The sequence below is a fragment of the Streptomyces sp. NPDC058796 genome (assembly GCF_042745235.1).
Classification (GTDB): domain Bacteria; phylum Actinomycetota; class Actinomycetes; order Streptomycetales; family Streptomycetaceae; genus Streptomyces.
Window position 1 is genome coordinate 25,890 of sequence record NZ_JBHYOP010000010.1, and the last position, 24,984, is coordinate 50,873.

A 24,984-nucleotide genomic window follows, 5' to 3' on the forward strand; every position below is an offset into this window, starting at 1 on the left:
ATGCGCGGGACAGCACAGCAGCCCGCGCGGCGGTCGGAAGGAGCACCATGGCACGCAGCACCGCACGCCCGGTCGTCAAGCTGAAGTCGACCGCCGGGACCGGCGTCACCTACGTCACCCGCAAGAACCGCCTCAACGACCCCGACCGCCTCGTCCTGCGCAAGTACGACCCGGTGGCGGGGGAGCACGTCACGTTCCGCGAGGAACGCTGACCAGGGTCCGCGCCGCGGATCCGCGCACCACGGCCCGGCCCCGCGTGTCCCGGGGGCCGGGCCGTGGTGCGTCGGCGTGCGGTCAGTCGGCGACGTCGACGCCGTAGCCCCGCGCCAGGGCCTCCAGGTCATGGTCGTAGCCCTGGCCGACCGCCCGCAGCCGCCAGCTCTGCCCGCGCCGGTAGATCTCGGCGAGCAGCATGGTGCGTTCCGTGGTCGCGGCGTCCAGCGTGGCCTGCACCAGGGCCGCCGCTCCGGTGCCCGGCCCGGAGACGATGTGCAGGGCGCCGACGTCGCCGAAGACCGGGGAACCGTCGACGGCGGCGGCCACGACCACCTTGCGGGCCGACGGCGGCAGCGTCGCGAGGTCCACGCTGATCGTCTGCTCGGTGGGGCCGTCACTCAGCAGCCGCACCGTCCCGCCCGGGTTCTCCGGGGCGCCGTAGAAGACGAAGTCCTCGTCGAACGAGACCTGCTCGTCCTCGTCCAGCACGAACGCGACCACGTCGATGTCGCAGGCGGTCTGCTGCGCCCAGGACGCGGTGACCGTCCAGCGGTGGGCGGGCCCCCGCCCGCCCTGCAGGGGCAGGTCGACGACACCGCCGCGCGGCAGCACGTGCGCCGCCGCGCGCCGGCCGTCGGCTCGTGGCGCGTCCGTGACGACCGGCGCCACCAGCCACGCGGCGTCGTGGGTGGGCAGGAGCAGCGCCCTGATCCGGGGCAGCCGGCGGTCGGTCTCCGCGCCGTCGAGTACCACGACGTCGGTGACGCCGGCGGACAGGTTGACGGCCGCGGCGCCGCCCAGTTCGACGACGCGGGTACGGGCGGCCACCGCCTCGGGGTGAGTGCCGCCGAGCACCAGGACGCGCCGGCCGGTCAGCGGGCCACGGGGCCGGGCGCGCCGAGCGGGTCTCGGCGCCTCGGCCGACGGAGCCGGACCCGTCCGCGCGGTGGGGGCGGTGGGCCCGGTTTCCGGTGCGGTGCTCTCCACGGCGTCGGGAGTCTCCGGCGTGCGCGGGGCCGGGACGGCGGGCAGCGCCGGGGAGGCGGCGTCGGCCCGTGGCTCCCCTCCCTCGTGCGGGACGCCGCCCCGGACGTCGCCGAGCAGCCGCAGGAAGGTCTCCTCGCCGATGAGCGGGACACCCTCGGCGAGCGCGCGCCGGGCCTTGGCGGACCCGGCCGAGGAGTCGCTGGTGACCAGGGCGCTGGTGTGCCGGCTGACCGAGGTCATCATGTTCAGCCCCGCCGCCGCGCCCCGCACCAGCAGGTCCGCCCGCGGGGTCCCGGTCTCACCGGTCACGGCGATCTTCATCCCCTGCACCAGCGGCCCGCCCTCGGCGAGCCGCCCCGGGTTGCGGAAGGCACACGGCGTCTTCGGCGGCTTCGGTGCGAACCGGGCATCCTGCCGGGGCGGGCAGGCCACCAGGGGCAGCGGCAGGTCCAGGCGCGCCGCCTCACGAAGCGAGGACCGCAGCACGCCCGCCAGCACCCGCGTGTCGTCGAGTGCGTCGTGCGCCCGCACCTGGCGGACGCCGTAGTGGGCCGCGAGCGTGCCCAGCGTCAGGTCGTCGGTCGGCGGGTCCACGCGGCGGTTCAGGGCCAAGGTGCACAGTCGCCGGGTGACGGGCAGCCGCAGCCCTGCCCGTGCGAACTCGTGGGCGAGGAAGTCGTAGTCGAACTGGGCGTTGTGGGCGACCATGACCCGGCCCTCCAGCAAGGCGGCGATCCGCTCGGCCACCTGCTCGAAGACCGGCGCCCCGCGCAGCCGCTCCGCCGTCAGTCCGTGCACGTGCACCGGTCCCGGGTCGCAACCGGGGTCGAGCAGGGTCGAGTACTCACCGGTCTGCTCGCCGTCCGGGCCGAGCGTCACGACGGCCAGGGACAGCACCCGGTCTCGACGGGGGACCAGACCGGAGGTCTCCACGTCGACCAGGGCCCATTCGTGGGGATGGTCGAGCACGGAGGAGGAGTCGGGAGCGGCAGACGTGACAGACATGGAGAAAGGATGGAGCTCTGTCCACGGTTCCTTCAACTCGAACGCCTTTTGATCCTGCTTTGCCCGGTTCCTGTCGAGCGTCGGCCGACGGCGGATCCCCCTGGGAGACTGTCAGGGTGTCACCCGCCAGGCTTTCAGGAGGACTTCGCCATGACCGAGCAACCGCGCGACCGCGTCGCCCGGTACGGGCGCCGCTTCGACCGGGTCTTCGCGGAGTACTTCGACACCCTCGACGCGACGCTGGACGCCCCGGCGTTCAGCCGCTTCACCCCGGACTGCCTCGCGCTGCTGCGCGACCTCTCCCTGCGGGGAGGCAAACGGATGCGGGTCGTCCTGCTGCACGAGGCCGCGCGCCTGGTGCGTGACGACGCGCCGGCACAGGCGCTGGACGCCGCCGCGCTGAGCATCGAGCTGCTGCAGACGCACGGTCTCGTGCACGACGACCTCATCGACGACAGCGCCACCCGCAGGGGCGGGCCCACCACGTACCACGCCTACCTCGACAGGTTCCCCGGCCACCCGCGGGCCGCACTCGGACTCACCGTCCTCGCCGGCGACCTGGCGCTCGCCCTCTCCCTGCGGGTGCTCCTCGACGCCGAGCTCCCGGTCGAGCTGCGGCAGGCGATGGCCGAGGTCCAGACCCGGGCCGCGGCCGACACCTTCGTCGGCCAGATCACCGACCTGGAACGCGACTTCGCCCCCGGCACACCCGACGACGCGGTCCTCCACGACGTCGCCGACCACAAGTCGGCCCGCTACTCGGTCCTCGCGCCCCTGCGCCTGGGGCTCCTGGCGGCCGGCGAGCGACCGGGCGCCCACGAGACCGAACTGCGCCGCTACGCACGGCTGGTCGGCATCTGCGGCCAGATGCGCGACGACTACCTCGACCTGTTCGGCGACGCCGCCGCCATGGGCAAGCCGACGGGCACCGACATCCGCGAAGGAAGACGCAGCTACACGGTCGCCCGCCTGCTGTCCACAGCGAGCGGCTCCGAGCGCGCACTCGTGGAGCGTGCCCTCGGAGACCGGGACTGCACAGAGGAGACCGTCGCCGCGGTCCGCGAGATCGGCGAGCGCCGAGGCGTGGCCGCCCACTTGCGGGCGGACATGCGGCGCCACGCCGAGCAGGCCGCGGAGGTGGCGGCCGGCTGGCGCCCGCGGTGGCGCGAGGAAGCGGTCGCGTTCTTCGAGCAACTGCCCCGGTGGAGTGTCGACCGGGACGGATGACTCTGCCCCGTCCCCTGCCCGTCGGAGCGAGGAGCGTCCGCGTCGGCCGCCCGGTACGGGCGGCCCGTCCGACGCCTGTTCCCCATGTCGCTCAAAGGGGAAAACCGGATCTTCCGCACGGACTGTCGGGTCATGCTCTGACCGGATGCACCGCTGACCAGGCGCATCCGCCACGACGCGATCCCTGGGGAGAGACATGACGCACTCGGCGCAACGGGGCGCGGGAGGGGACGACCGGGCCGTGCTGCTGGCGGCCGGACTCGCCGACCTGGCCGTGAGCACACTCGGCTCGGCGGTCGGCGCGGTGCGCGGACTCCTGCGCCGCTCGGACACCGCCGACCTGGTCCGGGAAGCGGAGCACGACCTCCAGTCCCGGGGCAGGCTGGCCCTGGACCGGTACACGCACGTGCCACCCGCCCACCTGGAAGTGCTCGCGCGGCACGTGGAGGCGCGCCGGGCAGCCGACGCCGGCGATGACTGACCGCTGGGACCCGGCCGCTTTCAAAGCGCGCGTCGACGGCGTCCTGCACGGCTTCCTGGACGAGGAGTCCCGCCACCTCCTGGCCATCGACGACACCCTCGCACCCGTGGCCGAGCAGCTCCGCAACGCGGCGGGGCACGGCAAGCGGCTGCGCGCCGCCTTCTGCTACTGGGGCTGGCGGGCGGCCGGACAGCCCGACAGCGACGCCCTGCTGAGGGCGGCGGCCTCGATGGAGCTGGTGCACGCCGCGGCGGTCGTCCACGACGACCTCATCGACGACAGCGCCCTGCGCCACGGCCTGCCCACCGCCCACGTCGCCCTGGAGGCCGTACTGACCCGGTCGGGCCGCCCACGGGTCCGCCCGGCCGCCCGGTCCCTGGCCATGCTGGTGGGCGATCACCTGATGGCCCTGGCGGGGGAGTTGTTCGCCGCCAGCGGCCTGCCCGCCGCCTACCTCTCCCGGGCAAGGCCCCTGTGGGGCGCGCTCGCCCGCGAACTCGTCGCCGGGGAATGCCTGGAGATCCTGCACACCGGCGGACCACCGGACACCGGCACCTCCATGAAGGTGGTCCGGTACAAGACCGCCAAGTACACCGTCGAGCACCCCCTGCTCATCGGCGGCCTGCTCGCCGGCGCCGGCCCCGCGCTGCGGGACGCCTACTCCGCCTACGGCCTGCCCCTCGGCGAGGCGTTCCAGCTGCGCGACGACCTGCTCGGCCTCTTCGGCGACCCGCGGCACACCGGCAAGGAGGGCCTGGACGACGTCCGCGCCCACCGCCCCACCGCGCTGCTGGCCGAGACCTGGCGGGCGGCCGACGCCCGGCAGCGGGAGCGGTTGCGCGGCGTACTGGGCCGCGGCGACCTCGACGAAACGCACCTCGGCGACATACGCGGCCTCATGCGGGAACTGGGCGCTCCGCAGCGGGTCGAGCAGATGATCCGCACCCGCGTGGAGCAGGCCACCCGCGCCCTGGACACCGCCGGCGCACCGCCGCACGCCCGCAGGGCGCTGCGCGACCTCGCCCGGCACGCCACCGACCGCGTCCACTGACGAGGAGACCGTGATGACCTACACCGAGACGTCGATGGACGCCCTGCGCCGCGGCGGCGACGAACTGGCCGACGCCGTCGTGGCCACCCTGTTCGAGCGCGGCGAGGTCGGCAAGTTCAACTCGCTGATGCGCTACGTGTCCACCGCAGGCCAGGAACTCCCCGACGGACTCCCCGGCGTGGCCCGCGAGTACCTGCGCACCACCGGAACCCCGCCGGACTGGGTGGACTGGGCCGAGATGGAGAAGGCCCGCCTGTTCTTCATCGACAACAACGTGCACATCTCCACGGCACTGTCGTTCGCCTCCATGCCCGCCTGCTACGTCGTCCCGCACGTGGCCAGGCTGCTGTCGGCCACCCACGGGCTGAGCTATCCCTCCAAACGCATGGCGGAGACCGGGCAGTTCACCGTCTACCTCATGCAGCCCGACGCCTTCGAGGCCGGCGGCCGGTTCATTCCGGCGGCTCAGAAGGTACGTCTGCTGCACGCCGCCATCCGCCACCACCTGAAACGGGAGGACCGCTGGGACACCGGGGCCCTCGGCACCCCCATCTGCCAGGAGGACATGATCGGCGGGCAGATGTTCTTCTCCCTGCTCGTCCTGGACAGTCTGCACCGCCTCGGCATCCACATGTCCGCCGAAGGCGCGGACGCGTACTTCTACGCCTGGCGCGTGGTCGGCGCCATCCTCGGCGTCGACCAGGCAGCCGCCCCCACGACACTCGACGAGGGACGCCAGTTCCTCGACCTGTACATGCTGCGCCACATGGGCCCCTCGGAGGAGGGCGCCCACCTCACGCGACAGCTGATCGACCTGTACGAGGAGGTCGTCCCGGGCACCCTCCTCGACCCGGTGGTGTCCGCGCTGATCCGCTACCTCGTCGGCGACACGTGCGCCGACTGGCTGGAGGTTCCCCGCACCGCCTGGGACACCGTCGTGAAGGCCGCGCCGCACCTCCTCGGCGTGCTGGAGACGATCGAGGACCGTTCCCCCTTCGGCGCGTGGGCACTGGACCGGCTCGGCCACCTCACCACGGTCCTGGAACTGTCCACCCTCACCCGCGGACGCGTCATGCACTACGCGATCCCGGAACAGCTGAGGAAGGAGTACGGCGTCGCGGGCGCGGCCTCCCGCACCCGCCGCTGGACCCCGCCGCCCGCCACCGTCTCCTGAACACCGGGCGCGGCGGCGGGCGTCAGGCGATGGACGCCGATATGACGGCCGAGACGGCGAGGTTGCAGGAGGCCGTCACCCACACCGCGGGGTGGGGCTCCGGCTCGACCAGCGTCGCGCCCAGCCGGCCCGGCGTGATCAGGTCGACCACCAGGAAGGCCACGGCCATCATCACGAGGCCCAGCAGCCCGAACGCCGCCGTCGACACCAGACCCTTGCCGAAGTCCTCGTACGTCGTCCAGATGGAGGTGAAGACGACGCCGCCGATGCCGATCAGCGCGGAGCTGAGCACCGTGGCCGCGTTGCGGTTGCGCTGCTCCCAGATCAGCCGGCCGAGCTTTCCGGGCGTCAGCACGTCGACCAGGATGATGCCGAGGACCAGGAGGACCATGCCGAGGCCGCCGTAGGCGGCGGCGCGGCCGAGTCCGTCGAGGATGTCGCTCATGGGGGTGCCGGCTCCGTAGCGTCAGGGATCGCGAGAGATCGTGGTCACAGCGTGGTCAAGGTGGTGCGAGATGCAGCGCGCAAAATGTAGCGCACGCGTTCGGTCCCCCGACCTGCGGTACGGCGATCCCGGCGGCCCGGCCGGACGCGGGGTCAGGACGCCGCGGCCAGTGCCCGGTTGCGGCGGACGGAGGACAGGAACGACGACCCGATCAGCACGACGCCGATGAGGCCCGTGACGATCTCGCTGATCTCGTACTGGATGGTCACCAGGAGGATGACGGCGAGTGCGCCGATGGCGTAGTGGGCGCCGTGCTCCAGGTAGACGTAGTCGTCGAGGGTGCCCTGGCGGACCAGGTAGACGGTCAGGGACCGGACGTACATGGCGCCGATGCCGAGGCCGAGGGCCATCAGGACGATGTCGTTGGTGATGGCGAAGGCGCCGATGACGCCGTCGAACGAGAACGAGGCGTCCAGGACCTCCAGGTAGAGGAACATGAAGAACGCCGCCTTGCCCGTGAGGGCCACGGCCGAGCGGGGCCCGCCGCCGCGCGCCGCCCGCTCCTCGGCGGCCCGCTCGCGCCCCTCCTCCCGTTCGAGACGTTCCTCGAAGAAGCCGGACAGGCCGCCGACGACCATGTAGGTGATCAGCCCGCCGACACCGGCGAGCAGCACCGTCTCCGCCTTGTCGACGTGGGTGCCGCCGTGCTGGTGGGCGTGGGCGCCGAAGGTGAGCGCGGAGACCAGCAGCACGATCAGCGCGACGCACACCGACAGCATGTCGACCCTGCCGAGCCTGGCCAGCGGGCGCTCCAGCCACCCCAGCCACTTGATCTCCCGGTCCTCCAGGACGAAGTCGAGGAAGATCATCAGGAGGAACATGCCACCGAAGGCGGCGATCGACGGGTGCGCGTCCGTCACCAGCTCCTGGTAGCGCTGCTTGTCCGTGAGCGCCAGATGGACCGCGGACCAGGGGCTCAGCCGGGCACTGATCGCGACGATCAGCACCGGGAAGACCAGGCGCATGCCGAAGACGGCGATCAGGATGCCGACGGTGAGGAAGATCCTCTGCCAGAAGGCGCTCATCTTCTTCAGGATCCCCGCGTTGATCACCGCGTTGTCGAACGACAGGGAGACCTCCAGCACGGCGAGGATCGCCACGAGCCCGAAGGCGGTCCACCCGTCGTACAGCACTCCCAGGACCAGACCGAGCGCGGTGACGGCGAAGGCCCAGCGGAACGTCTTCAACAGCACGGGCTGATCACTCACTCCTGATGTCGGGTTGCGCCGGGGCACGGCATCCCCTGCCAGTGCCCACCACCCACGTTGTCTACACGATCGTCCGGGGCCGGCCCGGCAGGCCGGACACGGCGGCGGCACACCGGCACCGGACGGTCACCGAAATGGATCGGTTCGTTTCCTTGAGACGTTCGTGTTTGCGGGAGTAGGTTCACCGCCATGACCGCATCCCGGGATCCGGCCGTCGCCTCCCAACTGCGCGGAGCCGGTCTGCGAGTGACCGCCGCCCGTGCCGCGCTGCTCGAGACCGTCCGGCGGGGCGATCACCTCGACGCCGAGGCGATCGCGGCCGGGGTGCGCCGCCGTGTGGGCCACGTCTCCCTCCAGGCCGTGTACGAGGCGCTGCACGCGCTCACCGCGGCCGGGCTCGTGCGCCGCATCCAGCCGCCCGGCGGCCCGGCGCGGTTCGAGGGGCGGGTGGGCGACAACCACCACCACGTCCTGTGCCGGTCCTGCGGTGCCCTCGCCGACGTCGACTGCGCCGTCGGCGAGGCGCCCTGCCTGACCGCCTCCGACGACCACGGCTTCTCGATAGACGAGGCCGAGGTCATCTACCGGGGCCTGTGCCCCGACTGCTCCACCACCCGCAGTTCCCCAGCACCTTGATCCGCCCCGTTCGGAAGGATTCCCATGTCCGAGAACCACGACGCCATCGTCACCGACGCGAAGACGGAGGAGACGGGCGGCTGCCCGGTCGCCCATGGACGTGCCCCGCACCCCACCCAGGGTGGCGGCAACCGTCAGTGGTGGCCGGAGCGGCTCAATCTGAAGATCCTCGCCAAGAACCCCGCCGTGGCCAACCCGCTGGGTGAGGAGTTCGACTACGCGGCGGCCTTCCAGGCGCTCGACCTCCAGGCCGTCAAACGCGACATCGCCGAGGTGCTGACCACCTCGCAGGACTGGTGGCCCGCCGACTTCGGCAACTACGGCCCCCTGATGATCCGTATGGCCTGGCACAGCGCGGGCACCTACCGCATCAGCGACGGCCGCGGCGGCGCGGGCGCCGGCCAGCAGCGCTTCGCCCCGCTCAACAGCTGGCCCGACAACGGCAACCTCGACAAGGCGCGCCGCCTGCTGTGGCCCGTCAAGAAGAAGTACGGCCAGAGCATCTCCTGGGCCGACCTGCTGATCCTCACCGGCAACGTCGCCCTGGAGACCATGGGCTTCGAGACCTTCGGCTTCGCCGGTGGCCGCGCCGACGTGTGGGAGGCCGAGGAGGACGTCTACTGGGGCCCCGAGACCACCTGGCTCGACGACCGGCGCTACACCGGCGACCGGGAGCTGGAGAACCCGCTCGGCGCGGTCCAGATGGGTCTGATCTACGTCAACCCCGAGGGACCCAACGGCAACCCGGACCCGATCGCCGCCGCCCGCGACATCCGGGAGACGTTCCGCCGCATGGCGATGAACGACGAGGAGACCGTCGCGCTGATCGCCGGCGGCCACACCTTCGGCAAGACCCACGGCGCCGGCCCGGCCGACCACGTCGGCGACGACCCCGAGGCCGCCTCCATGGACCAGATGGGCCTGGGCTGGAAGAACAGCTACGGCACGGGCAAGGGCGCGGACGCCATCACCTCCGGCCTGGAGGTCACCTGGACCTCGACCCCGACCCGTTGGGGCAACGGGTTCTTCAAGAACCTCTTCGAGTACGAGTACGAGCTGGAGCAGAGCCCCGCCGGCGCCCACCAGTGGGTCGCCAAGGACGCCCCGGAGATCATCCCCGACGCCCACGACCCGTCGAAGAAGCACCGCCCGAAGATGCTCACCACCGACCTGTCGCTGCGCTACGACCCGGTCTACGAGCCGATCTCCCGCCGGTTCTACGAGAACCCGGAGGAGTTCGCGGACGCCTTCGCCCGCGCCTGGTACAAGCTGACCCACCGCGACATGGGCCCCAAGTCCCTGTACCTCGGCCCGGAGGTCCCCGAGGAGACGCTCGTCTGGCAGGACCCGCTGCCCGAGCCCGAGGGCGAGGCCGTCGACGCGGAGGACATCAAGACCCTCAAGACCAAGCTCCTCGAATCCGGTCTGTCCGTCCCGCAGCTGGTTTCGACCGCGTGGGCCTCGGCGTCCACCTTCCGCGGCAGCGACAAGCGCGGCGGCGCCAACGGCGCCCGCATCCGTCTGGAGCCGCAGCGCGGCTGGGAGGTCAACGAGCCCGACGAGCTGGCCCAGGTCCTGCGCGTCCTGGAGGGCGTCCAGCAGGAGTTCAACTCCGGCGCCGGCGGCAAGAAGGTCTCCCTGGCCGACCTGATCGTCCTCGGCGGCTGCGCCGCCGTCGAGAAGGCCGCCAAGGAAGCCGGCTACCAGGTGGAGGTCCCGTTCGCCGCGGGCCGTGTGGACGCGACCGAGGAGCACACCGACGTCGAGTCGTTCGAGGCGCTGGAGCCGACCGCCGACGGGTTCCGCAACTACCTCGGCAAGGGCAACCGCCTGCCGGCCGAGTTCCTGCTGCTCGACCGGGCGAACCTGCTCACCCTGAGCGCTCCGGAGATGACCGTCCTGGTCGGCGGCCTGCGCGTGCTGGGTGCCAACCACCAGCAGTCCCAGCTCGGCGCCCTCACCCGGACGCCCGGCTCGCTGACCAACGACTTCTTCGTGAACCTGCTCGACCTGGGCATCACATGGAAGGCGACGTCCGAGGACCAGACCACGTTCGAGGGCCGCGACGCCGCCACCGGCGAGGTCAAGTGGGCCGGCTCCCGCGCCGACCTGGTCTTCGGCTCCAACTCCGAGCTGCGGGCCCTCGCCGAGGTCTACGCGAGCGACGACGCGAAGGAGAAGTTCGTCCACGACTTCGTCGCCGCCTGGGTCAAGGTCATGAACCTCGACCGGTTCGACCTGGCCTGATCCGCGGGTGTCCGGGCCGGCCGGAACCGGTCGGCCCGGACACCGCCGCCCCCTACGCGCCGCCGCGGAACGTGTTGCGGTACGCGCGCGGCGACACCCCGAGCACCTCGCGGAAGTGCTGGCGCATCGCCGTACCGGTGCCGAAGCCGGCGAGGGCGGCGACGCGGTCCACCGGTTCGTCGCCGCGCTCCAGCAGCCGCCGGGCGTAGTCCAGACGCTGCCGGCCGAGCCACTGCATCGGCGTCTCCCCGGTCTCCTGCCGGAACCTCCGGCTGAGGGTCCGCACACTCATCGCCGACTGCCGGGCCAGGTCCTCCAGGGTGAGGGGCTCGCCCAGCCGCTGGAGCGCGTAGGTGCGGGCGGCGGCCGTCGTCGAGTCGTCCGCCTGCCTGATGGGGCGGTCGATGTACTGGGCCTGGCCGCCCTCGCGGTGCGGTGGCACCACGGTGCCGCGTGCGACGGTGTTCGCCACCTCGGCGCCGTGGTCGTCGCGGATCATGTGCAGGCACAGGTCGATCCCGGCGGCGACACCGGCCGAGGTGAGCACACCACGGTCGTCCGTGTAGAGCACGTCCGGATCGACGTCCACCTCCGGGTAGAGCGCGGCCAGTTCGGCGCACGACTTCCAGTGCGTCGTGGCCCGCCGCCCCGCCAGCACCCCGGCCGCCGCCAGCACGAACGAACCGGTGCAGATGGACGCCATCCGGGCCGTCGCGGGAATCCGCTCCAGGGCCGCGCGCACCGGTGCGGCGAGCCGCCCGCGCTCCTGGGGCGCGTAGTCCTCCACGGCCGCCGGCACGACCACCGTGTCGGCGGCTTCCAGGACGTCCGGCCCGTGCGCGACGTTCACACTGAAGTCGGTGTCCGTGGCGACCTCGCCGGGCTCGGACGCGCACGTGAGCACCGAGTACAGCCGCCGGCCGGCGTCGTCGACGGCGGTCCCGAACAGACGGTGCACGATCCCCAGCTCCATCGGCAGCAGCCCGGGACGCACGTAGACCACCACACGGTGCACTGCCACACCCCTCATCCCTCGCCCCATGCCTGGCTCACGGCCGGATTCTGCCACCCGCTCGTTCCCGGGCGGCCCGAAAAGCGCTGGCCGTCCGGGACGCACGGTGCTGGGATGACCGGATGCGCAGCGAGATCTCGGCGACCGTGGACCGCGGGCGGTCCCAGGACGCGGTGACGCCCTGGGACGACGACGTCTGGCGGGCCGACGTCCTCGACTGGGTGACGGCCGCGCTCGCCGCCCTGGGCGTGCGCCCGACAGGGGAGTGGCGGGTGCGGTCACGGCCGTGGTCCGTCCTGGCGCGGCTGACCGTCGAGGGGCGCGACGCGGTCTGGTTCAAGGCGAACCCGCCGGCCAGTGCCTTCGAGGGCGCGCTGACCGCCGCCCTGGCCCGCTGGGCGCCGGGGCACGTCCTGGAGCCGCTCGCGGTGGACGCCGGCCGCGGCTGGTCGCTGCTGCCCGACGGGGGGCCGCTGTTCAGGGACGTGCTCGACCGCCGGGCCGCCGGCCCCGAAGCGTGGGAGGGCCTCCTGCGCCGGTACGCGGCCCTGCAGCACGCGCTGACGCCACGCGCGGGGGAGATCGAACGGCTCGGTGTCCCCGCGGTGCCCGTCACCGCCCTGCCCGGCGTCTTCGACCGGCTCGACGACACGCCGCTGGAGCCGGAGGAACGGCACCGGCTCCGCCGCCTTCGCCCCCGCCTCCTGGACTGGTGCGCCGAACTGGGAGCCCTGAGAGTCCCGGACTCCCTCGACCACGCGGACCTGCACGACGGCCAGCTCTTCCACCCCGGGCCGGGTGCGTTCACCGTCTTCGACTGGGGGGACGCCGTCGTCTCCCATCCCTTCTGCAGCCTGGCGGTCCCCGCCCGCCACGCCCGCGAGCGGCACGGCCCGCAGGTACTGCCGCGCCTGCGCGACGCCTACCTGGAGCCGTGGACGGAATCCGGCCGGACCACCCGCGAGCTGCGGCGCGCGCTCGGCCTCGCCTGGCGGCTGAGCGCCCTGCACCGGGCAGGCGCGTACGGCAGCGTCTTCCCCGCGTCCGGTGCCGCGAGTGCCGAGGCCGCGGCACAAGGCGCCCGCTGCCTGCTGGAGCTGTGCGACGAGCCACCGTTCTGAGCCACCGTTCCGGAGGGCGCCTCGAGGCCCGGGCCGGTGCCGTTGTCAGTGGCGGATGCGAGGCTGCGGAGCATGGATGAGGTGGAGTTCATGCGAGGCCGGGTCTACGGAGCGGAGCACGACGACCCCGGACCGCGCGCCGGACGCGCCTACGCGCAACTGGTCGGCGGTCCCCTGGACGGTCTGCTCCTGGACATCACGGACCTGACGGAGCAGGAGTACGCCCGGGGCGTCTCACTGGCGACGGAGATAGGCCGCTACGGCCCGGGCGGCCGTTCCCTGTACGCGCCGAGGCCGGACGACCCCCGCCGCCTCGACTGGCGGGGCGACGCGCCCTGACGTCACACCGCCGACGGCGGCGGGGCCCCGGTCTGCGCGACCAGGGCCGCGTACAGCCAGTCGTGGGCGGTTCCGGGCGTCGGTTCCGGCCGTCGGCCCGGCTCGGTGACGACCTCGGCCACCAGGTCCCAGTAGCGGTCGATCCGCGGATCGGCCGCGAGCTGCCCGGCCAGCCGGCGGCGGAACTCCGGGCTGTCCCGCATCCCGTACGCGTTGGTGTACGCCCCGACGAAGCCGTCCAGCGCCTCTCCGGGCCGCGGGTCCCGGCCCCGCCGCATCTGGACACCCGCCAGTTCGTACGCCTCCGCCAGCCCCGCGTACAGCACGGCGGCCCCCCGGGCACCGGCGGCCCGGTGTGCCTCGGGCTGGGGCTGCGCGGTGCCCGGGCAGGGGGCGAGGGTGAGGGCGTTGAGGTGGGCGAAGGCGAGGACCTGGGCCGGAGCCGGGTCCTCGGGCGGCTGAGGCACGGCGACCTCCAGGAACGCCCGGACCGACCGGGCCGGCATCCGCGGCGGCAGCCAGCCGCGCCAGAACCGGACCAGCGGCTCCGTGCTGGGCGGCATGGACACGGCCCCTATCAGGCCCAGCCGTTCCGCCCGTTCCCCGGGCGGACACTCCTGCACCAGGCGCAGCGCCGCCTCCCGCCAGCGCAAGGCCCTCATCTCGGAGCCGAGTTCGCGCAGCCGCCCGGCGACCGCGTCCTCCAGCGCGCCACCCTCCTGCCCGCCCCAGCCGCCCGCCGCGTCCTCCTCTTCGAGGACCCGGCGCACCTCGGGGACCGACAGGCCGAGCGCGCGCAGGGAGCGGATCAGGCGCAGCCGGCCGAGCGCGTCGGAGTCGTACCGCCGGTGCCCGCCGGTGCTGCGGGAGGCCTCGGGCAGCAGGCCCCGGTCGGAGTAGAAGCGGACGGTCTTCACGGTGACGCCCGCCCGGGCGGCCAGGTCCCCGATGCCGCACAGACCGTCGAACGACGTGATCACTTGAACCTCCCTCAGGGGGAGTTCCTACGGTACCGGCGTGCGCGGGCCGGTGATCGGGCCGGTCCGCCGAGGTACGGAGGAGAGGCCATGACCGCTTTCATCCTGGTGTCGGGCATGTTCACCGGCACACACGTCTGGGAGGACACGACCGCCCGTCTGACCGCCGCGGGCGCCGAGGCGCACGCGGTCGCACTGACCGGGCTCGACGGCCCGCCCGGCCCGGCGGCGGCCCGCACCGACCTGGACACCCACATCGCGGACGTCCTCGCCGTGATCGACTCGATCGACGCCACTGACCAGAGGATCGTGCTGGTCGGCCACGACTACGGCATCCACCCGGCGCTGGGCGCCGCCGACCGGAGGGCCGCGCGCGTCGACCGGATCGTCTACCTGGACTCGGGCATGCCCAGCGACGGTGCCCCGGCCCTGGCCGCGGTGCCCGACCAGTCCCTGCGCGAGCGGCTGGCCGCGGCGGCCGGGGACGAGGACGCCGACGACGTGCTGCCGCCCCCGGCCACCCACGACGAGTGGCGCCTGTGGGGCAGCACCGAGGGCGTGCCCGGCCCGGCGCTGGACCGGCTCACGGCCCTCGCCGCGCCGCAACCGACGGGCACCCTGCTCCAGCCGCTCCGGCTGACCGGGGCGGTGGCCTCGGTGCCCACCACCGGCGTGCTGTGCACCGGCAACGGTACGAGCATCGAGATGGTCCAGATGCTGGTGGGCTTCGGCGATCCCGCGCTGCGGGCCCTGGTCGACCCCCGGGTGACCTTCTTCGAACTGGCCACCGGGCACTGGCCGATGCTCTCCCGCCCCGCCGAACTGACCGACGTGCTGCTGCGGGCCGCGGCCGGTGAGGGACACCGGCTGGAGCCCGTCGAAGGGACGGAACCGCCCCCGCACCTGCGGCCGTTCCCGCTGGATGTCCCCGAAGCCCCGCGGGAGCGGCACGGGAACGTCGACCTGCACCTGCCCGACGCCGACGCACCACGGCCCGCGGTGCTGTTCGTGCACGGCGGACCGGTGCCCGCCGACGCGCGGCCCACACCGAGGGACTGGCCGATTCTGACGGGGTACGCGCGCTGTGCGGCGGCGGGCGGTGTGGTGGGCGCCGTCGTCGACCACCGACTGCACGACCTGTCGGACTACGAGCGGGCCGCCGCCGACGTGGCCGCCGCCGTGGACCAGGTCCGGGCCGACCCGCGCGTGGACGCGGATCGTGTCGCGCTGTGGTTCTTCTCCGGCGGCGGCCCGATCGCGGCCGACTGGCTGGACGCGCCGCCGCCCTGGCTGCGCTGCCTGGCGGCCACCTACCCGGTCCTCGCGCCACTGCCCAACTGGGGAATGTCCGGCGGCCGGTTCCACCCGGCGCGTGCGGTGGCGAACGCCGGCGCCCTGCCCGTCGTCCTCACCCGCGTCGGACTGGAGATGCCCGAGATCGCCGCCACCGTCGAGGAGTTCCTCGCCGCGGCCAAGGAGTGCGGGGCGGATGTGGAGGTGGTGGACGTGCCGCACGGCCACCACACCTTCGAGGCCGTCGACCCGACGGACGAGTCCCGCGAAGCCGTGCGCCGCGCGATGCGCGCGGTCCTGGACCGCCTCGGCCGGCCCGGCCCGCGGTAGGCGGTCGGCGCCGCGGCGCCTGGACGGGCGCGGAACGGGTCCGGGGCTACCGCGTGGGAGGTTCCGGTCCGTGGCTTCCGGATCGGCGCGGCGGTTTCCGGACGGGTGGGCGGCCGAGGCGTGGAGGGGACCGATGCGCGGCTTCCGGCGCGTACGGATTCCCGTCCGCGGTACCCGAGTCGGTACCGAGGTGCCCGGGACGGCGTGCGCGGTAGCCGCGCCCCGGCACCGGCCCCCACCCGGGACGGGTACCACCGCACCAGTCCGCCCGGTTGCCGGCCCCGGATTACCGGCGTGAGCGACGAAGAGAACGAAGCGCGGAAGAAGCCCGGGACGACCGCACGGCTCTCGCTGGGGCGCTGAGCGGACTCCCGGCGGGAGGCACCGCGCCCGCCGCCGCCGAACTGGTGGCGGCGGCGGTGCGTCCGCAGGCCGGCCCGGTCGTCGCGGTCGGCGGTGCCGCCATCGACCGCACCCCGGCCGCCGTGAAGGACTGGGCGATCCGCGACTTCGGCACCGACGACGAGCTGGTCCTCCGGCTCGGCATCCTCGCCGTCCTGGCCCTGTTCGCCCTGACCCTCGGCGTCCTCGCCGTCCGCCACCGGCGCACGGGGGCCGCGGGCGTCCTGGTCGTCGGTGCCGTCGGGGCGGAGGCCGCCACCAGCCGTCCCGACTCCACGAGCCTCACCGACGCCCTCCCGTCCGTGCTCGGGTCGCTCGCCGGTGCCGCACTCCTGTACTGCCTCGTCGGCCGCCTCTCGGCGGCGCACCCGGGGGGGCGGGGCAGGAGCCGGCGAGGGCTGGGACCGGTGCCGCTTCGTCCTGGCGGCGACCGCCGCTGCCGCCGCCTCGGCCGGGGAGGGCGCGCTGGGCCGGGCCCTGAACGGCGCCGGCGGTCAGGAGGCCGTGGCCTCCCGCAAGAACACCGATCTGCCGCCGCCCGCCTCACGCGCCCCCGCGGTGCCCCGGGGCGCACAGGTCGGGGTCGCCGGTGTCAGCCCGTTCATCACGCCCAACGCGGACTTCTACCGGGTGGACACCGCCCTGGTGGTCCCCAGGGTGGACGCCACCGCCTGGCGACTGCGCATCCACGGGGACGGAGTCACCCGGGAGAAGACCCTCACCTTCGACGACTCGCTGCGCCGCGGACTGACCGAGCGCGACATCACCCGCACCTGCGTCTCCAACGAGGTCGGCGGCCCGTACGTGGGCAACGCCCGCTGGACCGGCGTCCGGCTCGCCGACCTGCTCGAGGAGTGCGGGGTCCGGCCGCCGTCCAGGGGCGGCCCCGCAGACCAGCTGGTCGCCCGCTCGGTGGACGGCATGACCATCGGCAGCCCGGTCGAGGACGTCATGGACGGCCGCGACGCGATGCTCGCCGTCGGCATGAACGGCGAACCCCTGCCGTTCGACCACGGGTTCCCGGTCCGCATGCTCGTCCCGGGCCTGTACGGCTACGTGTCCGCCTGCAAGCGGATCGAGGACATCGAGCTGACCACCTTCGACGCGTACGACGCCTACTGGGTCGAGCGCGACTGGGCCCGTGAGGCCGCGATCAGGACTCAGTCCCGGATCGACACCCCGAAGCCGTTCGCACGGCCGAAGACGGGCGCCGTGATGGTGGCCGGCGTCGCCCGGGCCCAGCACCGCGGCGTCGACAAGGTCGAGGTCCGCGTCGACGACGGGCCCCGGCAGGAGGCCACCCTCGCGGCCGAGGACACCCGCGGCACCTGGCGCCAGTGGTCCTACGCCTGGCAGGCCACGAGGGGCGGCCACACCCTCACCGGCGAGCTCCAGACCGAGAAGCGCACCCGCACCGTCCCCGACGGCGCCGGCGGATGGCACTCCGTCGTGGTGACGGTGGAGTGACCCACCGGCTTGGTGCGCCCCACTCGGTGCACCAGCCACTTTGTCTCCTGACGGGAAAAAGAATCGAGATCTTGTGCGGAATGGGTTACAGGTTCGGACCAAGCCCGCTAACTTCCTTGAAATGAACCGGTCATAAGCGTCTCCCGACCGGCGTTCGACGGCGCGACGGCGCGCGCCCGTACTCCCTCACGGCAGGCCACGCACGCCTGCCGCCACCCCTCACTTCCCGGGAGAACCCTGTGCGCACGAGACCGTTCGGACACAGACGTGTCCGCTCCCTGCTGCCGGCCCTGGTGTGTGCCCTCGGCCTGGTGCTGCCCATGAGCCCGGCCGCCGCGGCCCCGGCCGACCCGGGCGGCGGCGGGACCGCCGCCGCCGTGGCCGCCGAGGAGTTCCAACAGGTCACCCTCGCCAAGGGCGTGGCCGAGACCGGCGAACCCATGACTCTGGCGGTCCTGCCGGACCGTTCGGTACTGCACACCTCGCGCGACGGCACGCTCCGGCTGACCGACCCGGCGGGGAACACCGCCGTGGCCGGCGAACTCGACGTCTACAGCCACGACGAGGAGGGCCTGCAGGGCGTCGCAGTGGACCCGGGCTTCGCCACCAACCGGTTCGTCTACCTCTACTACGCGCCCGAGCTCGGCACACCGGCCGGTGACGCGCCGGCGGACGGCTCGGCATCCGACTTCGCCCCCTTCGACGGCGTCAACCGGCTCTCCCGCTTCGTGCTGCGCACCGACGGCACCCTGGACGCGGGCAGCGAGAAGAAGATCCTCGACGTGCCCGCCTCCCGCGGCCTGTGCTGCCACGTCGGCGGCGACATCGACTTCGACGCGGCGGGCAACCTCTACCTGTCGACGGGCGACGACACCAACCCCTTCGCCTCGGACGGCTACACCCCCATCGACGAGCGCGCCTCGCGCAACCCCGCCTACGACGCCCAGCGTTCGTCCGGCAACACCAACGACCTGCGCGGCAAGATCCTGCGCATCAAGGTGAACGCCGACGGCTCGTACGGCATCCCGTCCGGCAACCTCTTCCCGCCCGGCACCGCCAGGACCCGGCCCGAGATCTACGCCATGGGCTTCCGCAACCCGTTCCGGATGAGCGTCGACAAGGCCACGGGCACCGTCTACGTGGGCGACTACGGACCGGACGCCGGCACCGCCAACGCCTCCCGGGGCCCGGCCGGACAAGTCGAGTTCAACCGCATCACCGAGGCCGGCAACTTCGGCTGGCCCTACTGCACCGGCGACAACGACGCCTACGTCGACCACGACTTCGCCTCCGGCGGCGCCGGCGCCACCTTCGACTGCGCCGCCCCGAAGAACACCTCGCCGCGCAACACCGGCCTCGCCGACCTGCCGCCCGCCCAGCCCGCCTGGATCCCCTACGACGGCGGCTCCGTACCGGAGTTCGGGGGCGGCTCCGAGTCACCCATGGGCGGACCCGTCTACCGCTACGACGCCAACTCCGCCTCGGACGTGAAGTTCCCCGAGGAGTACGACGGCGACTTCTTCGCCGGAGAGTTCGGCCGTCGCTGGATCAAGCGCGTCGAGACCGGCGGTGACGGCACCGTGCACTCCATCAACGCCTTCCCCTGGAGCGGCACCCAGGTGATGGACATGGCCTTCGGCCCGGACGGCGCCCTCTACGTCCTCGACTACGGCACCGGCTACTTCAACGGCGACGCCAACTCCGCCCTCTACCGCATCGAGCACATCACCGGCGGCCACGCGCCCGTCGCCCAGGCCGGGGCCGACACCACCTCCGGCACCGCACCGCTGACGGTGGCCTTCTCCTCCGCCGGCAGCTCCGACGCCGACGGCGACGCCCTCACCCACGCCTGGGACTTCGGCGACGGCGCCACCTCCGCCGCGGCCAGTCCCACCCACACGTACACCACGAACGGCCAGTACACGGCCACGCTGAAGGTCACCGACACCACGGGCAAGTCCGCCACGGCCTCCGTCCACATCACCGTGGGCAACACCGCGCCCAGTGTGCGCATCGACCTGCCCACCGACGGACGCGTCTACGACTTCGGCGCCGCCATCCCCTTCAAGGTGACGGTGACCGACCCCGAGGACGGCACCGTCGACTGCGCCAAGGTGAAGGTCACCTTCATCATCGGCCACGACAGCCACGGCCACCCGCAGACCTCGGCCACCGGCTGCACCGGCACCCTCCAGACCCTGGCGGACGGCGAACACGACCCGAACGCCAACATCTTCGGCGTCATCGACGCCGAGTACACCGACAACGGCGCGAACGGCCAGCCCGCCCTCACCACCCACGACCAGCACATCACCCAGCCCAGCCACCGCCAGGCCGAGCACTACGGGAACTCGTCGGGCGTCCAGGTCGTCAACCACACGCCCGCGCACGGCGGCAGGACCGTCGGCCACATCGAGGACGGCGACTGGATCTCCTTCCGGCCGTACGCCCTCGACAACGCCACCGCCTTCACCGCCCGGGTCTCCTCGGCCGGAACCGGCGGAACCATCGAGGTGCGCGCCGGCTCCCCGACCGGCACCCTGCTCGGCACCGCGACGGTCCCGGTGACCGGCGGCTGGGAGACCTTCCAGGACGTGACGGCCGCCCTGAGCAATCAGCCGGCCGGCTCCACGACACTCCACCTCGTCTTCAAGGGCGGCCCCGGCTCCCTCTTCGACGTGGACGAGTTCTCCTTCACCACCGGCGAAGGCGGTGCCCGGACCGGCCCGGTGCGGGGGGTGAACGGCAAGTGCCTGGACGTGGACAACGCGGGGACGGCGGACGGTACCGAGGTGCAGATCTGGTCGTGCAACCAGTCGTCCGCGCAGGTGTGGACGGTGGCCGGTGACGGCACGCTGAAGGCGCTGGGCAAGTGCCTGGACGTGTCCGGTGGCGGCAGCGCCGACGGTACGCGGGTGCAGCTGTGGACGTGCAACGGGACGGGTGCGCAGCAGTGGGCGGCGCAGCCGGACGGCACGGTGCGCAATCCGCAGTCGGGCAAGTGCCTGGACGCGTCGGGCGGCACGTGGAACGACGGGACGCCGGTCCACCTGTGGACCTGCCACACCGGCCCCAACCAGAAGTGGACCCTGCCGTAGAGAGGAGGCGAACTCCATGCGCAACCATCTGAAAGCAGCCCTCGGCCTGTTCGCCGCAGCCGTACTGTGCGCGGCGCCCCAGGCCACCGCCCTGCCCGGCGTCACCCCCGACGCCGCCGCCGCCCGCACCGCCGTCCGGGCGGCCCCGGACGCCGCGGCGCAGGCCGCGGCCGACCCCGCGTACGAAGTGCTCGTCTTCTCCCGGACCGCCGGCTTCCGCCACTCCTCCATCGACGACGGCATCGCGGCCCTGCGGGACCTCGGCGCGGCGAACAACTTCACCGTGGACGCCACCGAGGACCCGGGGGCCTTCACCACCGGGAACCTCGCCCAGTACGAGGCGGTCGTCTTCCTGTCGACGACGGGCGACGTGCTCGGCGACGCCCAGCAGACGGCGTTCGAGAGCTACATCAACGCCGGCGGCGGATACGTCGGCGTCCACGCGGCGGCCGACACCGAGTACGACTGGCCCTTCTACGAGGGGCTGGCGGGCGCCCTCTTCCACTCCCACCCCGCGATCCAGCCCGCCACCGTCGAGGTCGAGGACCGCGCGCACGACGCCACCGCGCACCTCGGCGGCACCTGGCAGCGGACCGACGAGTGGTACAACTACCGCAGCAACCCGCGCACCACGGCCCACGTCCTGGCCTCGCTGGACGAGTCCAGCTACTCGGGCGGCAACATGAACGGCGACCACCCGATCGCCTGGTGCAAGGAGTACGAGGGCGGCCGGGCCTTCTACACCGGCGGCGGCCACACCGACGAGTCCTACGCCGACCCCGCCTTCCGCAGGCACCTCCTCGGCGGCGTCCGCTGGGCGGCGGGGACGACCAACGCCGACTGCCGCCCCGAGAGCGGCTACACCTCCCTCTTCGACGGCTCCGGCACCGCCGGCTGGCAGCAGGCCGGACCCGGCGGGTTCACCCTCGCCGACTCCACCCTCACCTCGCACGGCGGGCTGGGCATGCTCTGGTACTCCGCCGAGGAGTTCACCGGGGACTACTCCCTCAAGCTGGACTGGAAGGCGGCCGGGGACGACAACTCCGGCGTCTTCGTGGGCTTCCCGGCCTCCTCCGACCCCTGGTCGGCGGTGAGCAACGGCTACGAGATCCAGATCGACGCCACGGACGCGGCCGACCGGACCACAGGTGCCGTCTACGGGTTCCAGTCGGCGGACCTCCCGGCACGCGACGCCGCGCTGAACCCGCCGGGGGAGTGGAACACGTACGAGATCCGTGTCACCGGGGAGCGACTGGAGGTCTTCCTCAACGGCGTGAAGATCAATGACTTCACCAACACCGATCCGGCGCGGAGTCTGCGGCAGGGACACATCGGCCTCCAGAACCACGGCGACGGCGACGAGGTGGCCTTCCGCGACATCCGCGTCAAGCACGCCGGTGCGCCGGGGCCCGAACCCCGGACCGGCCCGGTGCGGGGGGTGAACGGCAAGTGCCTGGACGTGGACAACGCGGGGACGGCGGACGGTACCGAGGTGCAGATCTGGTCGTGCAACCAGTCGTCCGCGCAGGTGTGGACGGTGGCCGGTGACGGCACGCTGAAGGCGCTGGGCAAGTGCCTGGACGTGTCCGGTGGCGGCAGCGCCGACGGTACGCGGGTGCAGTTGTGGACGTGCAACGGGACAGGTGCGCAGCAGTGGGCGGCGCAGCCGGACGGCACGGTGCGCAATCCGCAGTCGGGCAAGTGCCTGGACGCGTCGGGCGGCACGTGGAACGACGGGACGCCGGTCCACCTGTGGACCTGCCACACCGGCCCCAACCAGAAGTGGACCCTGCCCTGACCCGATCCCGAGGGGCCAGACCCGGTACGTCCCGCTCATCCGGGTGAGCGGGACGTAACCGTTCCACTCGGCCTTCTTCTCACGGCGCCCGTCGTCTTGACGTGTACGCGCTGCCGTGGGTTCATGGGAGCGCTCCCACAGTAAGCGCTTCCCCATCCACCCACTGGAGTCACCGTGCGCACAACACCACGCGAGTCCCGGCAGGGCTTCTTGGCCCGCCTGCTCACGGCGCTGGCGGCCATGACCGGCCTGGTCGTCCTCGGCGCCCTCTGTCCGGCCGCCGCCCTGGCCCAGTCGCAGTCCGGCGCCCAGGCGGACACCGGCCTGCACGTCAGCGGGGGCCGGCTCCTGGAGGCCAACGGCAGCGATTTCGTCATGCGCGGCGTCAACCACGCCCACACCTGGTACCCCGGCGAGACCCAGTCGCTCGCCGACATCAAGGCACTGGGCGCCAACAGCGTCCGGGTCGTCCTCTCCGACGGCCACCGCTGGAGCGAGAACAGCCCCGCCGACGTCGCGAACGTCGTCGAGCAGTGCAAGGCGAACCGGCTGATCTGCGTCCTGGAGGTGCACGACACCACCGGCTACGGCGAGGACGCCGCGGCCGGCACGCTCGACCACGCCGCCGACTACTGGATCGGCCTCAAGGACGTGCTGGCCGGCGAAGAGGACTACGTCATCGTCAACATCGGCAACGAGCCCTGGGGCAACACCGACCCCGCGGGCTGGACCGAGCCCACCGTCGCGGCGGTGCAGAAGCTCCGCGACGCCGGATTCCGGCACACGATCATGGTGGACGCGCCCAACTGGGGCCAGGACTGGCAGGGCGTCATGCGGGCCAACGCGCGGACCGTCCACGACGCCGACCCCACCGGCAACCTGATCTTCTCGATCCACATGTACAGCGTCTACGACACCGCCCAGGAGATCACGGACTACCTCCAGGCCTACGTCGACGCCGGACTGCCCATCCTCATCGGTGAGTTCGGCGGCCCCGCCGACCAGTGGGGCGACCCCGACGAGGACACCATGATGGCCACCGCCGAACAGCTGGACCTCGGTTACCTGGCCTGGTCGTGGAGCGGCAACACCGACCCGGTCCTGGACCTCGCCCTCGACTTCGACCCGAGCCGGCTCAGCTCCTGGGGCGAACGCATCTTCCACGGGGCCGACGGCATCGCGCGGACCTCGAAGGAGGCGACGGTCTTCGGCGGCGGAACCCCGGGCGACACCGAGGCGCCCACCGTTCCGGGGACCCCGGCCGCCTCCGCCGTGACGGACACCTCCGTCACCCTCGGCTGGACCGCGGCGACCGACGACACCGGAGTCACCGGGTACGACGTCGTCCGCGTCGACGACAGCACCGAGACCCCGGTCGCCACCTCCACCGCCACCTCGGTCACCGTGACGGGCCTCACCGCCGGCACCGCCTACACCTTCGCCGTCTACGCCCGGGACGCGGCCGGCAATCGCTCGGCCCGCTCCGCCACCGTGGACGTCACCACCCGCGAGGGCGGCGGCATCCCCGGCGCCACGTGCGCGGTGACGTACCGCGTCGTCGGCGAGTGGCCGGGCGGCTTCCAGGGGGAGATCGCCGTCCGCAACACCGGCGCCGCGCCCCTCGGTCCGTGGACGCTCGCCTTCACCTTCCCCGACGGTCAGACCGTCACCAACATGTGGGGCGGGACACCGACGCAGACCGGCGGCGCGGTGACCGTCGCCCCGGCCCCTTACACCGCCACCATTCCGGCCGGCGGGACCGTCACCCTCGGGTTCACCGCCGGGAAAGGGGCCGCCAACACCGCACCGGCTGTCTTCAGCGTGAACGGGAACGCCTGCGCGTGACGGGTGTCACCACGACACCTCGCGGACGTCGGCCCGGCTCCGCGGCCGGGTCGTGGCCGTGATCTCCGACCGGTGGCGGCTCGCCGAGAACGTCACCGTCAGCGTCTGCGGGCCGCTCTGCTCCGTGCTCACCGTGAACCCCCGGTTCGGCACCGCCGAGACCAGGCACACTCCGTCGTCGCCGAACCGCACGGTGGCCTTGCCTCCCTCGGAGGGCACCGTGTAGACGCCGGCACCGCCCTCGCATCCCGAGCCGCCCGTACCGGCCGGCGTGCCAGGGGGAGTGGTGCGGGCGGTGGGTGTCGGCGTCGGTGTCGGGCTGGGCGCGGGCGGCTGAGCGCTGCTCCGGGACGGTGTGGGGCTGGGCCTGCGGCTGGTCGCCGACGGGCTGGGTGAGGGCTCCGCGGTCCTCGACGGGCTGGGCCTCGGGGACTGCGGCGGCTCACTCGGCGCCGACTGCGCGACCGGCGCGGTCGGCCGGGTCGAGCCCACCACGAAGTGGATCGTGATGATGACAGCCGTGACACTGGCTGCCGTGCACGACAGCCAGATGACCAGGTAGCGC

20 protein-coding genes and 1 pseudogene are annotated in these 24,984 nt (G+C 73.0%); 15 read left to right on the forward strand and 6 right to left on the reverse strand.

The window, feature by feature from the left end:
• The first annotated feature begins 47 nt into the window (after window positions 1–47).
• On the forward strand, window positions 48–212 hold the full coding sequence (gene rpmG / locus ACFW47_RS24550; RefSeq protein WP_073726911.1) for a 50S ribosomal protein L33: 165 nt from the start codon (window positions 48–50) through the stop codon (window positions 210–212).
• A gap of 82 nt (window positions 213–294) precedes the next feature.
• Here rpmG and ACFW47_RS24555 read toward each other — a convergent pair whose 3' ends face one another.
• On the reverse strand, window positions 295–2,208 hold the full coding sequence (locus ACFW47_RS24555) for a TerD family protein (RefSeq protein ID WP_386307105.1): 1,914 nt from the start codon (window positions 2,206–2,208) through the stop codon (window positions 295–297).
• Window positions 2,209–2,358: 150 nt separating this feature from the next.
• Here ACFW47_RS24555 and ACFW47_RS24560 point away from each other — a divergent pair, with 150 nt between their 5' ends.
• From ACFW47_RS24560 to ACFW47_RS24575, 4 genes are all read left to right on the forward strand, one after another.
• On the forward strand, window positions 2,359–3,435 hold the full coding sequence (locus ACFW47_RS24560) for a polyprenyl synthetase family protein (RefSeq protein ID WP_386284378.1): 1,077 nt from the start codon (window positions 2,359–2,361) through the stop codon (window positions 3,433–3,435).
• A gap of 196 nt (window positions 3,436–3,631) precedes the next feature.
• On the forward strand, window positions 3,632–3,916 hold the full coding sequence (locus ACFW47_RS24565; protein WP_386284376.1) for a polyprenyl synthetase: 285 nt from the start codon (window positions 3,632–3,634) through the stop codon (window positions 3,914–3,916).
• Window positions 3,909–4,967, forward strand: coding sequence for a polyprenyl synthetase family protein (locus tag ACFW47_RS24570; RefSeq protein ID WP_386307106.1), 1,059 nt, complete (start codon window positions 3,909–3,911; stop codon window positions 4,965–4,967). The genes ACFW47_RS24565 and ACFW47_RS24570 overlap by 8 nt, the downstream gene beginning before the upstream one ends.
• 13 nt (window positions 4,968–4,980) lie before the next feature.
• The gene (locus ACFW47_RS24575) at window positions 4,981–6,141 is read left to right on the forward strand and encodes an oxygenase MpaB family protein (protein ID WP_386284371.1); all 1,161 of its coding nucleotides are present in this window, start codon (window positions 4,981–4,983) and stop codon (window positions 6,139–6,141) included.
• Between the two features lie 22 nt (window positions 6,142–6,163).
• On the opposite strand, the gene ACFW47_RS24580 is transcribed toward ACFW47_RS24575, so the two are convergent.
• Together ACFW47_RS24580 and ACFW47_RS24585 are read right to left on the reverse strand one after the other, a co-directional pair.
• A complete protein-coding gene (locus tag ACFW47_RS24580; RefSeq protein WP_386307107.1) occupies window positions 6,164–6,586 on the reverse strand; it encodes a DUF350 domain-containing protein in 423 nt (140 codons plus the stop codon).
• A gap of 152 nt (window positions 6,587–6,738) precedes the next feature.
• Window positions 6,739–7,839, reverse strand: coding sequence for a DUF475 domain-containing protein (locus ACFW47_RS24585; RefSeq protein WP_386284365.1), 1,101 nt, complete (start codon window positions 7,837–7,839; stop codon window positions 6,739–6,741).
• Window positions 7,840–8,043: 204 nt separating this feature from the next.
• Between ACFW47_RS24585 and ACFW47_RS24590 the strand changes: the two genes are divergently transcribed.
• Complete coding sequence (locus ACFW47_RS24590) at window positions 8,044–8,490, forward strand: Fur family transcriptional regulator (RefSeq protein WP_386307108.1); 447 nt, start codon at window positions 8,044–8,046, stop codon at window positions 8,488–8,490.
• Between the two features lie 24 nt (window positions 8,491–8,514).
• The gene (katG, locus tag ACFW47_RS24595) at window positions 8,515–10,737 is read left to right on the forward strand and encodes a catalase/peroxidase HPI (protein ID WP_386307109.1); all 2,223 of its coding nucleotides are present in this window, start codon (window positions 8,515–8,517) and stop codon (window positions 10,735–10,737) included.
• 52 nt (window positions 10,738–10,789) lie between these two features.
• Here katG and ACFW47_RS24600 read toward each other — a convergent pair whose 3' ends face one another.
• Entirely contained in the window at window positions 10,790–11,767 is a 978-nt protein-coding gene (locus ACFW47_RS24600) for a GlxA family transcriptional regulator (protein ID WP_386307110.1), read from the reverse strand.
• A gap of 104 nt (window positions 11,768–11,871) precedes the next feature.
• On the opposite strand from ACFW47_RS24600, the gene ACFW47_RS24605 reads away from it, so the two are divergent.
• Together ACFW47_RS24605 and ACFW47_RS24610 are read left to right on the forward strand one after the other, a co-directional pair.
• Window positions 11,872–12,870 (forward strand): phosphotransferase, encoded by a 999-nt coding sequence (locus ACFW47_RS24605; protein WP_386307111.1) that lies wholly within the window; start codon window positions 11,872–11,874, stop codon window positions 12,868–12,870.
• Between the two features lie 72 nt (window positions 12,871–12,942).
• A complete protein-coding gene (locus tag ACFW47_RS24610; RefSeq protein ID WP_386284351.1) occupies window positions 12,943–13,209 on the forward strand; it encodes a hypothetical protein in 267 nt (88 codons plus the stop codon).
• Window positions 13,210–13,211: 2 nt separating this feature from the next.
• Here ACFW47_RS24610 and ACFW47_RS24615 read toward each other — a convergent pair whose 3' ends face one another.
• Complete coding sequence (locus tag ACFW47_RS24615; RefSeq protein WP_386284349.1) at window positions 13,212–14,189, reverse strand: MerR family transcriptional regulator; 978 nt, start codon at window positions 14,187–14,189, stop codon at window positions 13,212–13,214.
• An 87-nt stretch (window positions 14,190–14,276) separates the two neighbouring features.
• On the opposite strand from ACFW47_RS24615, the gene ACFW47_RS24620 reads away from it, so the two are divergent.
• The 5 genes and pseudogenes from ACFW47_RS24620 to ACFW47_RS24640 all read left to right on the forward strand — a co-directional run bounded on the left by ACFW47_RS24620 (window position 14,277) and on the right by ACFW47_RS24640 (window position 24,419).
• Window positions 14,277–15,809, forward strand: a complete 1,533-nt coding sequence (locus tag ACFW47_RS24620; protein ID WP_386307112.1) for an alpha/beta fold hydrolase — start codon at window positions 14,277–14,279, stop codon at window positions 15,807–15,809.
• A 359-nt stretch (window positions 15,810–16,168) separates the two neighbouring features.
• Window positions 16,169–17,678: pseudogene (locus ACFW47_RS24625) on the forward strand (molybdopterin-dependent oxidoreductase).
• 320 nt (window positions 17,679–17,998) lie between these two features.
• The gene (locus ACFW47_RS24630; protein ID WP_386307298.1) at window positions 17,999–20,776 is read left to right on the forward strand and encodes a PQQ-dependent sugar dehydrogenase; all 2,778 of its coding nucleotides are present in this window, start codon (window positions 17,999–18,001) and stop codon (window positions 20,774–20,776) included.
• Between the two features lie 16 nt (window positions 20,777–20,792).
• Entirely contained in the window at window positions 20,793–22,574 is a 1,782-nt protein-coding gene (locus ACFW47_RS24635) for a ThuA domain-containing protein (protein WP_386307113.1), read from the forward strand.
• 240 nt (window positions 22,575–22,814) lie between these two features.
• Window positions 22,815–24,419, forward strand: coding sequence for a cellulase family glycosylhydrolase (locus ACFW47_RS24640; protein ID WP_386307300.1), 1,605 nt, complete (start codon window positions 22,815–22,817; stop codon window positions 24,417–24,419).
• 6 nt (window positions 24,420–24,425) lie between these two features.
• Here the strand turns inward: ACFW47_RS24640 and ACFW47_RS24645 are convergent, their stop codons facing one another.
• Window positions 24,426–24,638: a hypothetical protein gene (locus ACFW47_RS24645; protein WP_386284342.1), complete on the reverse strand. Its 213-nt coding sequence runs from the start codon at window positions 24,636–24,638 to the stop codon at window positions 24,426–24,428.
• 136 nt (window positions 24,639–24,774) lie between these two features.
• Here ACFW47_RS24645 and ACFW47_RS24650 point away from each other — a divergent pair, with 136 nt between their 5' ends.
• Complete coding sequence (locus ACFW47_RS24650) at window positions 24,775–24,981, forward strand: hypothetical protein (RefSeq protein WP_386284340.1); 207 nt, start codon at window positions 24,775–24,777, stop codon at window positions 24,979–24,981.
• Window positions 24,982–24,984: the final 3 nt, after the last annotated feature.

Coding starts and splice junctions, on each gene's coding strand:
- rpmG (WP_073726911.1), top strand. CDS start 48: ATGGCACGCAGCACCGCACGCCCGGTCGTCAAGCTGAAGTCGACCGCC.
- ACFW47_RS24555 (WP_386307105.1), bottom strand. CDS start 2,208: ATGTCTGTCACGTCTGCCGCTCCCGACTCCTCCTCCGTGCTCGACCAT.
- ACFW47_RS24560 (WP_386284378.1), top strand. CDS start 2,359: ATGACCGAGCAACCGCGCGACCGCGTCGCCCGGTACGGGCGCCGCTTC.
- ACFW47_RS24565 (WP_386284376.1), top strand. CDS start 3,632: ATGACGCACTCGGCGCAACGGGGCGCGGGAGGGGACGACCGGGCCGTG.
- ACFW47_RS24570 (WP_386307106.1), top strand. CDS start 3,909: ATGACTGACCGCTGGGACCCGGCCGCTTTCAAAGCGCGCGTCGACGGC.
- ACFW47_RS24575 (WP_386284371.1), top strand. CDS start 4,981: ATGACCTACACCGAGACGTCGATGGACGCCCTGCGCCGCGGCGGCGAC.
- ACFW47_RS24580 (WP_386307107.1), bottom strand. CDS start 6,586: ATGAGCGACATCCTCGACGGACTCGGCCGCGCCGCCGCCTACGGCGGC.
- ACFW47_RS24590 (WP_386307108.1), top strand. CDS start 8,044: ATGACCGCATCCCGGGATCCGGCCGTCGCCTCCCAACTGCGCGGAGCC.
- katG (WP_386307109.1), top strand. CDS start 8,515: ATGTCCGAGAACCACGACGCCATCGTCACCGACGCGAAGACGGAGGAG.
- ACFW47_RS24600 (WP_386307110.1), bottom strand. CDS start 11,767: ATGAGGGGTGTGGCAGTGCACCGTGTGGTGGTCTACGTGCGTCCCGGG.
- ACFW47_RS24605 (WP_386307111.1), top strand. CDS start 11,872: ATGCGCAGCGAGATCTCGGCGACCGTGGACCGCGGGCGGTCCCAGGAC.
- ACFW47_RS24610 (WP_386284351.1), top strand. CDS start 12,943: ATGGATGAGGTGGAGTTCATGCGAGGCCGGGTCTACGGAGCGGAGCAC.
- ACFW47_RS24620 (WP_386307112.1), top strand. CDS start 14,277: ATGACCGCTTTCATCCTGGTGTCGGGCATGTTCACCGGCACACACGTC.
- ACFW47_RS24630 (WP_386307298.1), top strand. CDS start 17,999: ATGAGCCCGGCCGCCGCGGCCCCGGCCGACCCGGGCGGCGGCGGGACC.
- ACFW47_RS24635 (WP_386307113.1), top strand. CDS start 20,793: ATGCGCAACCATCTGAAAGCAGCCCTCGGCCTGTTCGCCGCAGCCGTA.
- ACFW47_RS24640 (WP_386307300.1), top strand. CDS start 22,815: ATGACCGGCCTGGTCGTCCTCGGCGCCCTCTGTCCGGCCGCCGCCCTG.